The sequence below is a fragment of the Paenibacillus sp. ACRSA genome (assembly GCF_022346845.1).
Taxonomy (GTDB): Bacteria; Bacillota; Bacilli; order Paenibacillales; family Paenibacillaceae; genus Paenibacillus.
The window spans coordinates 723465-737651 of the sequence record NZ_JAKRNP010000002.1 but is presented as its reverse complement, the minus strand read 5'-3'; the positions used below and the strand labels follow the sequence as shown (position 1 = coordinate 737651).

General features: G+C 42.3%; 12 protein-coding genes. All 12 read left to right on the top strand.

Annotated features, from left to right (window positions below):
* Positions 1-357: 357 nt before the first annotated feature.
* The 12 genes from MH215_RS08305 to rsmD all read left to right on the top strand — a co-directional run bounded on the left by MH215_RS08305 (position 358) and on the right by rsmD (position 14186).
* Positions 358-1647 carry an ABC transporter substrate-binding protein gene (locus MH215_RS08305; RefSeq protein ID WP_239289589.1) on the top strand — a complete coding sequence of 430 codons (1290 nt, stop codon included), beginning with the start codon at positions 358-360 and terminating at the stop codon, positions 1645-1647.
* Between the two features lie 140 nt (positions 1648-1787).
* Positions 1788-2678, top strand: coding sequence for a carbohydrate ABC transporter permease (locus MH215_RS08300; RefSeq protein WP_145410534.1), 891 nt, complete (start codon positions 1788-1790; stop codon positions 2676-2678).
* Positions 2671-3501 (top strand): carbohydrate ABC transporter permease, encoded by an 831-nt coding sequence (locus tag MH215_RS08295; RefSeq protein ID WP_239289588.1) that lies wholly within the window; start codon positions 2671-2673, stop codon positions 3499-3501. The genes MH215_RS08300 and MH215_RS08295 overlap by 8 nt, the downstream gene beginning before the upstream one ends.
* 157 nt (positions 3502-3658) lie before the next feature.
* Positions 3659-6709, top strand: coding sequence for a beta-galactosidase, LacZ type (lacZ, locus tag MH215_RS08290; protein ID WP_239289587.1), 3051 nt, complete (start codon positions 3659-3661; stop codon positions 6707-6709).
* Between the two features lie 148 nt (positions 6710-6857).
* Positions 6858-7166: a hypothetical protein gene (locus tag MH215_RS08285; RefSeq protein WP_239289586.1), complete on the top strand. Its 309-nt coding sequence runs from the start codon at positions 6858-6860 to the stop codon at positions 7164-7166.
* A gap of 54 nt (positions 7167-7220) precedes the next feature.
* Entirely contained in the window at positions 7221-7505 is a 285-nt protein-coding gene (locus MH215_RS08280) for a hypothetical protein (RefSeq protein WP_239289585.1), read from the top strand.
* An 86-nt stretch (positions 7506-7591) separates the two neighbouring features.
* On the top strand, positions 7592-7888 hold the full coding sequence (locus MH215_RS08275) for a hypothetical protein (protein WP_239289584.1): 297 nt from the start codon (positions 7592-7594) through the stop codon (positions 7886-7888).
* A 160-nt stretch (positions 7889-8048) separates the two neighbouring features.
* Entirely contained in the window at positions 8049-8984 is a 936-nt protein-coding gene (locus MH215_RS08270; RefSeq protein ID WP_239289582.1) for a LytTR family transcriptional regulator DNA-binding domain-containing protein, read from the top strand.
* A gap of 300 nt (positions 8985-9284) precedes the next feature.
* Positions 9285-10130 (top strand): ABC transporter ATP-binding protein, encoded by an 846-nt coding sequence (locus MH215_RS08265; RefSeq protein ID WP_239289580.1) that lies wholly within the window; start codon positions 9285-9287, stop codon positions 10128-10130.
* Positions 10127-10837 (top strand): ABC transporter permease, encoded by a 711-nt coding sequence (locus MH215_RS08260; RefSeq protein ID WP_239289578.1) that lies wholly within the window; start codon positions 10127-10129, stop codon positions 10835-10837. Before MH215_RS08265 ends, MH215_RS08260 begins: the two co-directional genes overlap by 4 nt.
* A gap of 83 nt (positions 10838-10920) precedes the next feature.
* Positions 10921-13215, top strand: a complete 2295-nt coding sequence (locus MH215_RS08255) for a preprotein translocase subunit SecA (protein WP_239289577.1) — start codon at positions 10921-10923, stop codon at positions 13213-13215.
* 362 nt (positions 13216-13577) lie between these two features.
* The gene (gene rsmD, locus MH215_RS08250; protein ID WP_239289576.1) at positions 13578-14186 is read left to right on the top strand and encodes a 16S rRNA (guanine(966)-N(2))-methyltransferase RsmD; all 609 of its coding nucleotides are present in this window, start codon (positions 13578-13580) and stop codon (positions 14184-14186) included.
* The last annotated feature ends 1 nt before the right edge of the window (position 14187 follow it).

Here is a 14187-nt window from a genome sequence, read left to right as displayed (position 1 = left end):
ATAAATGACGTTTAACCAATAACAACATGGCTATATCGCATTGTTGTCTGAAGCCCCTCGTTCTAGCAGTGCCAGAAAACGAGGGGTTTTTTGTATGCTTTATTTAAAATGAAAATGCACATTTGTAATTTATCTAGATTGAGAAATTACAAAATCAAAAGAAATTACAAAAAACTAAATTTAGTGCAAACGGTTTCTGTAAAGGTTTTCATTGTGGCAATAAGATGACAAATCCGTACAAAATTATTACTAACGAATGAAGATATGGGAATGATAAGATGAATACATCGGAAGCAACCGCTTTCAGAAAACGTAAACAAATTTACACACAAAGAGGTCGAAGGGGAGTTGAATGATTTGAAAAAAATGTGGGTATTGATGCTCGCTACAGTGTTGTTATTGTCCGCATGTTCATCCGGCGGTGACGGAGGTTCTGCAGCTGGTGGTGACGAGAAAGCGAACGAAATCACAATTTGGGCTTGGGACAAAGCATTTAACGTTGCTGCAATGGAAACAGCAAAAGAAGCATATGCAAAAACAAATCCTGATCTGAAAGTTAACATCATTGAGTACGCGCAAGCGGACATCATTCAAAAGCTGAACACTGGACTTAACTCCGGAACAAGCAGCGGTCTTCCAAACATCGTTTTGATTGAAGACTACCGTGCGCAAAGCTTCCTGAATGCTTACCCTGATGCGTTCAAAGATTTGTCTTCCAACATCACAGCTTCCGATTTTGCAGATTACAAACTCGGACCAACAGCTTTTGATGGCAAACAATATGGAGTTCCATTTGACTCTGGTGTTGCAGGTCTTTACTACAGAACAGACTTGCTTGAGCAAGCAGGTTACAAAGCTGCTGACTTGCAAGACATCACTTGGGATGACTACATCGAAATTGGTAAAGCTGTAAAAGAAAAAACAGGTAAAGAACTTCTTTCTCTTGATCCAAATGACCTCGGAATCATTCGTATGATGATTCAAACAGCAGGCAAATGGTATTCAGCAGAAGATGGTAAAACACCTGATATCGCTAACAATCCTGCATTGAAAGAAGCGTTTGAAACATACAAAGCGATGATGGATGCTAACATCGTTAAATTGCACTCCGACTGGAGCCAATTCATCGCAAATATGAATAATGGTAGCGTAGCTTCAGTTCCAACGGGTAACTGGATTTCACCTTCTATCCGTCAAGAAGCTTCCCAATCTGGCCAATGGGCAGTAGCTCCTATGCCGAAAATGGCTGGACAACCGAACTCTGTACACGCAACAAACTTGGGTGGTAGCTCATGGTATGTAATGGACGTTCCTGGTGCAGATCAAGCAGCTGAATTTGTGGCAAAAACGTTTGGTTCTGACAAACAATTGTATCAAGATTTGTTGAACAACATCGGTGCAATCGGTACGTACAAACCAGCAGTTGATGGCGATGCTTATGCTAAAGCAGATGAGTTCTTCAGCGGACAAAAAATCTTCACTGATTTCGCTAAATGGACTACAGAAATTCCAAGCGTAAACTATGGTATCAACACATATGCAATTGAAGATATTCTGGTTGTTGAAATGCAAGCATACCTGAACGGCAAAGCGATTGATGACGTTCTGGCGGATGCACAAAAACAAGCTGAAGCACAATTTAACTAAGATATCCAAGGTAACTTACTGAACCCTAGGAAACTCGGAGCCATCTCTCATGTCCGGTACAACTCGAACTGGACTTGACGAGAGGCTCTGTGGGTTCTAGCCATGTTCCATGGAGAGAGAGGAGCCATACTGTGAAAGCCATGAATACAGGAGACAGTCTCCAAAAGAAAAATAATTTGACTGGATGGGCTTTTGTTTTGCTGGCTGTTGTCGGAATTGTTGCATTTTACTTCTATCCGATGATCCAAGCGCTGCTCTTATCTTTCAAGTCTGGTGTAGGAGCCAATCTTGAATTTACGGGCCTTTCTAACTACAAAAGATTATTCATTGATACAACGTTCCGCACAGCATTATCTAATACGTTCATCTACTTGATCATTCAAGTACCTGTAATGATTATTCTTGGTTTGTTTATTTCCGTATTGCTGAATGACAGCACACTGCGCTTCCGGAGCTTCTTCCGTACAGCGATTTTCTTGCCTTGTGTAACTTCACTTGTAGCTTACTCTGTTGTATTCAAATATTTGTTTGCACCAGACGGTATGGTTAACCAAGCGTTGATGGGCTTGCATATTATTGGCGATCCTATTCAATGGATTACAGACCCGTTCTGGGCTAAAATTACGATCATAATCGCCGTTACTTGGCGTTGGACCGGATATAATATGATTTTCTATCTGTCATCTCTGCAAAACATCGATCAATCGATCTATGAAGCAGCAAGAATTGACGGAGCGAATGCCTTTACTCAATTTTTCAAAATTACTGTACCTTTGCTTAAACCGATTATCCTCTTCACATCGATCACATCAACGATTGGTACATTGCAGATCTTCGATGAGATTATGAATATTACCAAAGGTGGTCCGGGTAACGCGACCATGTCGATCTCACAATACATCTACAACCTTTCGTTTAAATATTCGCCAGACTTCGGTTATGCAGCAACAGTTTCATATTCCATCGTAATTTTGATCATTATTTTGTCCATTATCCAGTTTAAAGTGGCAGGTGATAATAAAAATGGCTAAAGCTAAAGCAAAACGGATTTTCACATATGTGTTCTTATCCATCGTCGCCTTTGTATCCATTTTCCCCTTTTTCTGGATGCTGGTCAGTGCAACAAATGCATCAGTTGATGTAACGAAGGGTAGATTGCTGCCAGGTTCAGCTTTCCTTGATAACTTCAGCAAATTGCTTGATTCGACAAATCTAGTGCAGGCTCTGGGGAACTCAGCTCTGATTTCGGTCATCTCCACGGTGCTGGCATTGTTAATCGGCTCTATGGCTGGTTATGGTTTCGAAGTATACCGCACGAAGTCCCGTGATATCGTGTTTAATATTCTATTGTTATCCATGATGATTCCATTTGCAGCGATCATGGTACCACTATATCGTATGTTCGCAACGATCTCTGGAGTTACTCCAGTTATCGGAATTAACACGATGGCAGCGGTGATCTTGCCGACGATTGCCACAGCGTTCCTGATCTTCTTCTTCCGTCAGAACACCAAAATGTTCCCGAAAGATCTGCTGGAGGCTGGTCGTATTGATGGTCTGAGTGAGCTTGGGATCTTCCTGAAGATCTACATGCCTACGATGAAAACAACGTATGCAGCAGCTGCAATCATTACATTCATGAGCAGCTGGAATAACTATCTGTGGCCACTCATTGTATTACAAACGCCTGACCAACAGACAATTCCATTGCTGATCTCGAACCTCGGTGCAGGTTATGCTCCGGATTACGGAGTAATCATGACAGCAATCGTTATTGCAACACTGCCTACAGCAATTGTGTTCTTCATCATGCAGAAACACTTTGTTGCTGGTATGGTTGGTTCCGTTAAATAATGAAAACAGCATAAACTGTCCAGCATGGACAGCATGCAAGAGGAGAGAAGAGGACGCCAGAGATGGCGTGCCTCTGTCTTTCTGTTTGTTTATAGGAAACGTTGTACTGAGAGTATATAAAACAAGCGAATTTTCGTTCTAAAGGGAGAGAGAGCCGATGAAAGCAACACAAGCAGATATCAATTGGTTGGGAGACGTTAGTGTATTTGAGGTGAACCGTCTTCATGCATACTCTGATCACCGATACTATAGAACAATGGAAGAAGCTGTTACTTCAGGTCAAATGAACATGCGTTATGATCTGAACGGAACATGGAAATTTAACTATGCGGTTCGTCCAGACAGCCGTCCTGAGTTTTTCTACAAGTCTGACTTCGCCAGTGAGGGTTGGGATGATATCGAAGTTCCTGGACATATCCAGCTTCAAGGATACGGTCAGATGCAATATGTAAATACACAGTATCCATGGGATGGATTGAATGAACTGCGTCCACCAGCATTGCCATTGGACAAAAATCCAGTCGGAAGTTATATTCGTTCGTTCCACCTGCCAACAGGCTGGCAGAACAACCCCGTATATATTTCGTTCCAAGGCGTAGAGTCTGCATTCTATGTGTGGCTTAACGGGCAATTCGTAGGATACGGTGAGGATAGCTTTACTCCATCGGACTTTGATCTCACGCCATTCCTTCAGGAAGGTGAGAACAAGTTAGCAGTTGAAGTTTATCAACGTAGCACAGGTAGCTGGTTAGAGGATCAAGACTTCTGGCGTTTCTCCGGTATCTTCAGAGATGTGTATCTGTACACAGTACCTGCTGCCCATGTTCGCGATGTACATGTTCGCACTGATCTGGACAAAACGTACACGAATGGTACGTTGCAGGTTAACCTGAAGCTTGAAGGTCAAGCTGCTGCAGGAGCTAAGATTGAAGCTGAACTCCGTGATGCAGAAGGAAACACAGTCAAAACGTTCGCATCCGATGTTCAAGATGGGCTGGTTAGCCTTCGTGAAGAGATCGGTAAAGTAAACCTGTGGAGTGCAGAGATTCCGTATCTGTACCGTCTCTATATTCGTGTATATGATGCCAATGGAGCATTGGTTGAAGTTATTCCTCAGGCTGTTGGATTCCGTACATTTGAAATGATTGACAAAGTGATGCACATCAATGGTAAACGCATCGTGTTCAAAGGTGTGAATCGCCATGAGTTCAACCCGCGTCGTGGACGTGCTGTGACGAAGGAAGATATGTTATGGGATGTTCGTACGATTAAACAGAACAATATGAATGCTGTACGTACATCACACTATCCGAACCAAAGTCTGTGGTATGAGTTGTGTGATGAATACGGACTGTATGTTATTGACGAAATGAACTTGGAGACACACGGTTCTTGGCAGAAGCTTGGTGCGGTTGAGCCTTCTTGGGTTATTCCAGGTGACAAACCAGAGTGGCATGATATCGTTATGGATCGCGCAATCTCCATGGTTGAACGAGATAAAAACCATCCGTCGATTATTATCTGGTCTTGCGGTAACGAATCCCATGGTGGTGAAGTGATCTATAAAGTATCCCAATACTTTAAGTCTGCTGACCCAACACGTCTGGTACATTATGAAGGTGTCTTCCATGATCGTCGCTTCAACGATACAAGTGATATGGAATCACGCATGTATGCGAAGCCGGCTGACATTGAGGAGTTCCTTAACGCTAACCCAGACAAGCCGTATATTAGCTGTGAGTATATGCATGCGATGGGTAACTCCATTGGTGGTATGCATAAATACACAGAGCTAGAAGACAAGTACCCAATGTACCAAGGTGGCTTCATCTGGGATTACATTGATCAATCCGTATATAAGAAAGATCGTTATGGTAAAGAATTCCTTGCATACGGCGGAGATTTCGGAGATCGTCCTTCAGATTATTCCTTCTGTGGCAACGGAATTGTACATGCAGACCGTAAAGTGACTGCGAAAATGCAGGAGGTTAAATTCCTGTATCAAAACATTAAGCTCTTCCCAGATCGTAATGCAGTTAAAATTGTGAATGATAATCTGTTCGCAGATACATCTGCACTTGAACTGGTTTACAGCTTGGAGCGCGAAGGTCAAGAAGTCGTTCGTGGTACGCTTGAAGTGAACGTTCAGCCGCAAAGCGAAATGGTTGTGAACCTTCCAATTGATGTGGAAGGACTATCCGCGGCTGAATATGCTGTGAATACAGCATTCGTTCTGAAATCTGCTACATTGTGGGCAGACCAAGGAGAAGAGGTTGCATTTGGACAATTTATTTTCAAACAAGAGAATAGCTCAAATGAGACTACTTCCGTTGATGCAAATCAAGTTCATGAGATTCGTGTGGTAGAAGGCGATGTTCACATCGGGGTACGTGTTGGTCAGACACATGTCTTGTTCTCCAAAGCATTCGGAACACTGGTATCACTTCAATTCTCAGGACGCGAAACGATTGCTCAGCCTCCACTGCCATTATTCTGGCGTGCAACGACAGACAATGACAAAGGAACTGCAATGGGCTTCGAGCTTGGCGCATGGTATGCAGCAAGTTTGATGCCAAGATGTGTAGAGTGGAAAGCAGAACAGCAATCCAACGCGTACCGTATTGAATTCACTTATAAGCTGAACATCTCCGCTGATGTGCAAGTGAAGGTTGCTTATACCGTACGTAATGATGGAAGTGTACATGTGCATAACGCATATAAAGGAACAGCAGGATTGCCTGAGCTTCCAATCCATGCACTGTCCTTCAAAACATCACCAGAATTCAGCAATGTCGAGTGGTTCGCACTCGGACCAGAAGAGAACTATGCTGACCGTGCTTTCGGCGCGCGTCTGGGTATCCATGCAAGTACTGTTGCGGATACAGTTGCTCCTTACCTTGTTCCACAGGAGTCTGGTAATCGTACAGGCGTACGCTGGGCAAAAGTAACGGATCATGCGGGACGTGGATTCAAAATCGAAGCTGCTTCTGCTCCGGTTGAACTCAACGTTTCTCCATATACAGCATTTGAGTTGGAAAATGCACAACACGCGTATGAGTTGCCTCCTGTGCACTATACTGTCGTGACTGTTGCTGGTAAACAAATGGGTGTCGGCGGTGACGATAGCTGGGGAGCACCGGTTCATCCAGAGTACCGAATTGCATCCAATGGTGAATTGGAATTCGAATTCGTAATTCGTTCACTTTAATAGTAATGAGTAGTAAAGAGGTCTCCATCCGATGGAGGCCTCTTTCTTTTGGTGTAGGCTAAGGCGGACGAGCATTTTTCCATTGAAACCGTATCCAGACAAACTCGTATTAAATTAGATAGTAAACATCGCATAATGGGGGGATCACATGATGAGTAGAAAAGCGAAAACGGGAGTATGGGTTACTTCTTTAGCTGTACTAGGTATTATCGTGGGGTGCTTCATATGGTATTTCAATACCGCTTCTGGAGAACGTGCACTCAAAACGATGAGATCGAATAATGCGGGTGGTCTTGAACGTGTAGTGAAAGTGTACAGCGATTCGGGTGAGTTGATCCATACGTACGAGGGCAAAATCGATCTACAAGATACGGAGTATGGCAATAAAGTATTATTTGATCTGGACGGTAAACGTATTGTTATCTATAATGCGACGGTAATCAGTGAGGAGAAGTGATGTAATTAATAATGTAATTGATATCATATCCTCTTATGAAAAGGAGGCGTTGGTTTGAACACAGGAATAGTGCTGCTTACGATACTTGGCATGATTGCTTTTTACGGAGTTATTGGATATTTCCTGATTGGATATGTGGCAAGGAAAATATGGAGGCACTCCTTAGATCGATATCAAATTATACAGATTCTCCTCGTTCTATCCATTGTTTTTGTCATTGTGCAAGCCATTCGATATCAAAGCTGGACTTTGGCATTACCTATAACAGGTATTTTGCTGCCTTTGATTAGTATGATGACAACGTATAGGAGAAAACAAGCAAAAAAATATATGGAATAAACTTAAACGACAAAGCAGATGGTAGAATTTTTGTTTTATTGGTAAGATAGGGAAAATAGATACGGAGTAAGGCGGGGAACTAAAAAATGTATTTTTTGTCTGGATTCATTGTATTGTTAGGTGGAATAGCCATGTTGGTCTTGTGCAGTGTGCTAGTATACTTCTTCATATCTCTTGTTTCACGCAAAGGGTTCAAGCGGGTGCTGCAAAAACATGACATTATCGAAATCATGGTGTGGACGGGGTTAATCCTCTTGTCGGTGATGTTGATTGTACAACAATCATGGTTTGTACTTTTACCGATTGTGTTATTGATGATGACGATGATCAAATTACGGCGTACCCATCGGAAACTAAGAGCGATACTTGGTGAGGATACCTAAATATGACTCCATATGCACAAGACACACAGCAGATTAACGAGTGAAGGTTGACTAAATGACCTATATTAGTCGACCTTTTTTAATTTGGAACTAAAGTAGACATATTTCTTAAATTGAAATAATTATACATAATCTATGGAATATTGATCTGGAGGGTATTATGCAATTTGAACCAATCTACACGCATGGGAAATTAACGATACCAAAGATCGAACTCAATCTGGATAGCAATCCTACAGTTGGCATTATAACAGACTTGAAACGAAAGCAGCTTTTGATGGATCAATTGGTCGATCATACACAATATCATTTGTTTCGAGTACAACAAGGCGAATACATGAATCTGAGGGTAGAAGAGCTAATTACTTTTCTGATCGGAGTAACGGAAAGGACAGATCGTGTTACTACTTTAATCAATTATTTTGGCTTAAGTGAAGAGCGGAAAGTGAAAATTAAGAATCTAAACTCATCCAGAAGGATGTATGTGACATTGTTACGTGTGTTTTTTGCACATCAGCCTACGCTAGTATTAGAGGAACCTTACTTTTATCTGGAAGAGGAAGATCGTCGTCATTTCAAGCGCATTTTAGATGATCTTGCAAAAGAGAAGCAAATATTGATTCTGACATCCAATTTAGAGGATGCCATGATCTCCTGTGATTCGATCTATCGTCTGAACGAAGCGGGATTTCATCAAGTGGATATACGTGACACAGAAGAGGAAGAGCAGAATGTACAGGAACCAGATCCCTCGAACATCACTCTGCAGAAAATTTATACGAAAAAGAATGACAAAGTCATCTTATTTAACCCGCCTGAAATCGATTATATAGAAAGTCTGAATGGTTCGATTCTTGTCCATGTTGGTGGAGAAAGTTTTGTCTGTGCTCTGACATTAAGCGAGCTTGAGCAGCGATTGTTGAATTTCGGATTTTTTAGATGTCATCGTTCCTACATCGTGAATCTACAAAAAGTGAGAGAGATTATTACCTGGACGAAGAATAGCTATAGCTTGAGATTAAATACAGGCGAAGATGCGGTTGTCCCATTATCTCGTTCTAAATTACAAGAATTAAAAGTACATCTTAACATTTGATTTCCGGGGAAATAACTAGGGTGTGTCTGAAAACTCCGAAGGGAGCAGATTTTATTGAATTTTCGTTCCAAGCAAGGAAGTTTTCCGCAGGCGTGCCGGGGCACGTCAAGGGAAAGTGACGTAGCAGGGGGCGAAAAGGCGGTAAAAGATGCACTTCAGCGAGTTTTATGACACATCCTGATCCATTCAGTCCATATGGGTACCATTCAGAAGCGAACAGCTACATTTCAGCGAATTTTGATGGTTGATGGCATGTAATCTTTATATGCTGAGAACATCAATGGTAAGGAAGTGATCTGAATGAACATGATTCAAGTCGAGCGTATTCAAAAGAGATTTGGTGAAAAAGATGCATTATCCGAAGTATCTTTTTCGATTCCCCGAGGTGAAATTTTTGGTTTTCTTGGTCCGAGTGGTTCAGGAAAAACAACATTAATTAAGATATTAACTGCGCAGTTAACCCCGACCAGTGGAGAGGCTAAGGTGTTTAACCAGTCGGCATCGATGATGTATCAATCGGCTCAGAAAATACGCTTCGGTATGTTGTCTGATAACAGTGGTCTATATGAGAGGTTAACGGTAGAAGAAAATTTGGAGTTATATCGTCAGTTATATGATCTCTCTCCTTCGTCGATTGAAACAGTACTGCAATTCGTGAACTTAAGTGGAGAACGCAATAAAAAGGTTCATCTCTTGTCGAAAGGAATGCGTCAGCGTGTTCTTTTGGCATGTGCGGTGATCCATGAGCCGGAATTATTATTTTTGGATGAACCTACCTCTGCTTTAGATCCAGTGAATTCTTTACATATCTATAAAGGGCTACGGTACTTAAACGAGAAAGGAACAACGATCTTTCTAACAACACATGACATGGCTGAAGCTGAATTGTTATGTGATCGTATAGCGATTTTGTATAAAGGAAAGATTCAAACCATTGGAATGCCCAAGGAGCTAAAAAAACAACATCGGGAAAACGTCATATCTGTCGATTTATTAAATGGAGAATCGTACGAACTTCCGATGAATGCAGAAACAGCTAACCTCATTGCAGATTGGATGAAACAAGGACGAATTGATCGAGTAGAAACGAAAGAGCCGAGTCTTGGCGAGATCTTTATCAAACTGACAGGAAGTGAGTTACTATGAGTATCTCATTAAAACGTATTCGAGCGATATTTATAAAGGATTACAAGGAATTCTCCCGTAATTTTGCAATTTCTGTCACGTTGATTGTTCCCATTATGCTTGCTGTGCTTTTTCGAGAGATAGGTTCATCAGCTCCTGAAGCGATCGGTTTTCTTTTAAATATTTCGTTTGTATTAATTACATGCTTTGTACAAGCGTGCTTAATTGCGGAAGAAAAGGAACGTAACACCCTGCGTTCATTAATGATGACTCCGTCAACAACTATGGATATTTTAATCGGCAAAAGTGTACTCGTTTTTGTCATGTCTTTTGTTGTTCTAACTGTAGCTACATTGATATTTGGTTATCAACCAGCCAATCTATGGGTATCTTTAGCGGCACTCATTCTATCAATTATTTTGTACACATCTGTCGGAACGATATGTGGTTTGTTCTCCAAAACCTTGCTTGAAGCATCTTTATCTGTCATTCCTGTCACGATTGTATTCACAGCGGCCCCAGGCAGGGTGTTATTAGATGAGAGATTTGCTATGTTCAATGTGCTGGATTACATGCCAAGCAGTCAGCTTGTACATTTATTAAGTATCTCTCCTGCGGGCTATACGATGGGAGAGATACTAAAACCGCTGATCATTATTTTGCTATGGACAATCGTATTAACAATTGTATCTGTAATTCTATATGAGCGACGGTTAAAGGATGAGTAGATAAATAAATGCGTTTGCAGCGATTTAATTTAACTTACTTTAGTCATCATCGAATCATATCGTTTTGCCAAGGGGGGCTGAATGTGCTAAATACCGTCGTCAAGTTGGTACAAGATTTCAAAGACCGTGATTCCAGACATAGGCTGGAAGGCTACCGAAGCATCGTTAACTTGGTTAGAAAAAAGGACTTAGAAGCATGGGACGATGGACAATTACAAGCTGAATTTCTCCGATTGCAAAGAGAGGCTAACTCGGGCACAGCCTTAGAGGAATTGCTTGTTGATCTCTATGCATTGGTCTGTGAGGTCGCGAAGAGACAGCTTGATATGCGGCCGTATGATGTGCAGATCATAGCTGCCATCGCACTACATGAGAGCGTACTGATCGAGCAGCAAACCGGGGAAGGGAAAACCTTATCTGCTGTGATGACCGCTTGTTTGAATGCATTGACTGGTCATGGGGTTCATGTGCTGACGTTTAACGATTATTTAGCACATCGCGATGCGGAGTGGATGGAACCAATCTATCGATTTCTAGGCTTAACAGTAAGTTCGGTTCAAGCGGGTATGAGTCTGAGCGAGAAACGTGAAGCCTATGCCAAGGATATAACGTATGTTACGGCTAAAGAAGCCGGATTTGACTACTTGCGGGATACCATTGCATTATCCAAAGACGAACTGGTTCATCGTCCTTTCCACTACGTTATTATCGACGAGGCAGATTCCTTACTACTTGATGAAGCGAGGGTTCCATTAGTTATCAGTGGCGCGTCAGGTACTTCTAGCGATGACTTTATTCGATTTGCTGAAGTGGTTCGACAGCTCGTGCCATTAGAGCATTATCATTTTGACGAATTCCAACGTAACGTATATTTGAATGAAGCAGGCTCAGCAAGAGCAGAGTCATTGCTTGAATGTGGCAATTTATACGACAGCCATAACAGTCATTTGTTAACGTCATTAAATTGTGCGCTACATGCCGAAACGTTGCTAAGAAGAGACGTCGATTACATCGTTAGAGACGGTGGAATAGAGCTGATTGAAGAATTTACGGGTCGTGTGGCAGAGAATCGATACTTACCTGAAGGATTGCAAACGGCACTTATGGCAAAGGAAGGACTGCAATCAAAAGTTGGCGGGAAGATACTTGGAACGATTACGATTCAACACTTTATTAGCTTGTATCCTAGAATTAGCGGAATGACGGCTACAGCGCTCGCTTCCAGCATGGAATTCAAAAGGATGTATGAACTTGAGGTTGTAGAGATCCCGCCCAACCAAACAAACAAACGAATCGATCATCCACATAGAATTTATACACACCAAGAAGCCAAACTCAAAGCACTGGTGCAAGAAATTGTGACTGTTCATGCAACGGGGCGTCCAATGCTTATAGGTACGTCAAGCGTTCAAGAGTCTGACAAGCTAGCGGAGGCACTAACTGTTGCGGGCGTAAATTGCCATATTTTAAATGCAAAGAATGATGCGAAAGAGGCTCAAATTATTGCCAGAGCCGGAGAAATTGGTGCTGTAACGGTGTCAACCAATATGGCAGGACGTGGTGTTGATATTCGACTTGGGGGATGCGATCTTACTCAAGTAGACCGAGTTTTGAAACTGGGTGGGTTGTATGTCATTGGGACGCATATGAACGAAAGTGTGCGGATAGATAACCAGTTACGTGGACGCTCAGGTCGCCAAGGAGACCCTGGAGATTCTGTTTTTTATGTAAGTTTAGAGGATGATTTGTTACTTCAATTCGGCATTCATGATGCGATTCGGGTGCCTAAGCAAGATGGGGTTCTCAATGCGTCGATAGTACACAGCAAATTAGAGCATATTCAGCGTGTTATGATGGGGCAAAACTTCGATCTTCAGCAGGAACTGAACCATTATTCGGATATGATAGAAGATCAGAGACGAATTCTACATAAGGAAAGGTTCTCCATACTGAATGGGGATCTACCGATGAGTCCTTCGGAGCAACGGGTTCACCTTTTTTATATCGATGAGTTCTGGGCAGACCATCTGGCGTATGCATCTTATATGCGAGAAAGTATTCATCTGGAGAGTCTCTCTAACCAGAATCCAATGGATGAATTCCACAGACATATCACCGAAGCATTTGAACAAATTCCAGCTAAAATAGCTAAGGAGTCGGCAAATATGCTAGCAAGGCTCGATGGTTCGAATGATCCAGCCAAATGGGAGCAGTTCGGTCTAAAGAGTCCTACCTCCACTAATACCTATATGATCAGTGATCAATACATGGATTACCTACAGAATCGTGGTTCATGGACTGCAGGCACCATCGTTGCTTTTTGGATCCGTAGGATGTTAAGACCTGTATTCGGGTGGTCTAAATTTGGATCAAGCTAACGTCACTAGGTGACTAGGTTCTGATGAAATATGAGTATGAGTGAAGTAATAAAATAAAAGCCTACCAGAGCTCGCTCTGATAGGCTTTTATTCGGAGACCTCTTTCGAGGTCTCCTTTCATGGGAGAGGAGAAACCGGACGAAGAGCTTATGGGGAAACGTAAGTCTTCTCCGCGGTTGTCTACGACACTTGTGATGTCGATAATTATAGAATAGCCAGGAGATTTCCTTTTTATACATAATCATCAATTCATTTTGTGATATTAGAGGTATTCCTTGAAGCCGCTATTTTTCAAACTCATCCCGATTGTGGTACGATAGCTGTATCAATAAACTTACATAGAGAGAATAGGTGACTCATTCGTGAGAGTGGTATCTGGAAGTGCAAAAGGTAGACCGTTGAAGGCGGTTCCTGGCACAGGAACGCGGCCGACCACCGACAAGGTGAAGGAAGCGTTATTTAGTATGATAGGCCCTTATTTCGAGGGTGGAACGGCATTGGATCTGTTTGCGGGCAGTGGTGGTCTCGGAATTGAGGCGCTGAGCCGTGGCATGGACAAGGCTGTTTTTGTTGATTTGGAACCGAAGAGCATTGAAGTCATCCGTATGAATCTGACGGCAACGAAGTTGGAGAATCAGGCGGCTATATATCGAAATGATGCAGGGCGTGCGTTAAAGGCTCTTGCTAAGCGGAGCACCACATTTGATCTCGTGTTTCTTGATCCCCCTTATCGAATGAAGAACGGGGATGAACTTATGCTTACGATGCATGAACTGGAGCTGCTTGAGCATGGTGCAACCATCGTGCTTGAATATGAATCTAAACATCTATACCCTGAACAATTCGGCCCGTTTGAACAAACGCGCAAGGCATTGTACGGGGAAACTGCGGTTTCCATTTATCATTATGCACCTCATGCATCCGAAGATGGAGAATCTAGCACAGCGGAAGAGGAGGGTCTCCATGAGTGAA

Coding starts and splice junctions, on each gene's coding strand:
- MH215_RS08300 (WP_145410534.1), top strand. CDS start 1,788: ATGAATACAGGAGACAGTCTCCAAAAGAAAAATAATTTGACTGGATGG.
- MH215_RS08295 (WP_239289588.1), top strand. CDS start 2,671: ATGGCTAAAGCTAAAGCAAAACGGATTTTCACATATGTGTTCTTATCC.
- lacZ (WP_239289587.1), top strand. CDS start 3,659: ATGAAAGCAACACAAGCAGATATCAATTGGTTGGGAGACGTTAGTGTA.
- MH215_RS08285 (WP_239289586.1), top strand. CDS start 6,858: ATGATGAGTAGAAAAGCGAAAACGGGAGTATGGGTTACTTCTTTAGCT.
- MH215_RS08275 (WP_239289584.1), top strand. CDS start 7,592: ATGTATTTTTTGTCTGGATTCATTGTATTGTTAGGTGGAATAGCCATG.
- MH215_RS08270 (WP_239289582.1), top strand. CDS start 8,049: ATGCAATTTGAACCAATCTACACGCATGGGAAATTAACGATACCAAAG.
- MH215_RS08265 (WP_239289580.1), top strand. CDS start 9,285: ATGAACATGATTCAAGTCGAGCGTATTCAAAAGAGATTTGGTGAAAAA.
- MH215_RS08260 (WP_239289578.1), top strand. CDS start 10,127: ATGAGTATCTCATTAAAACGTATTCGAGCGATATTTATAAAGGATTAC.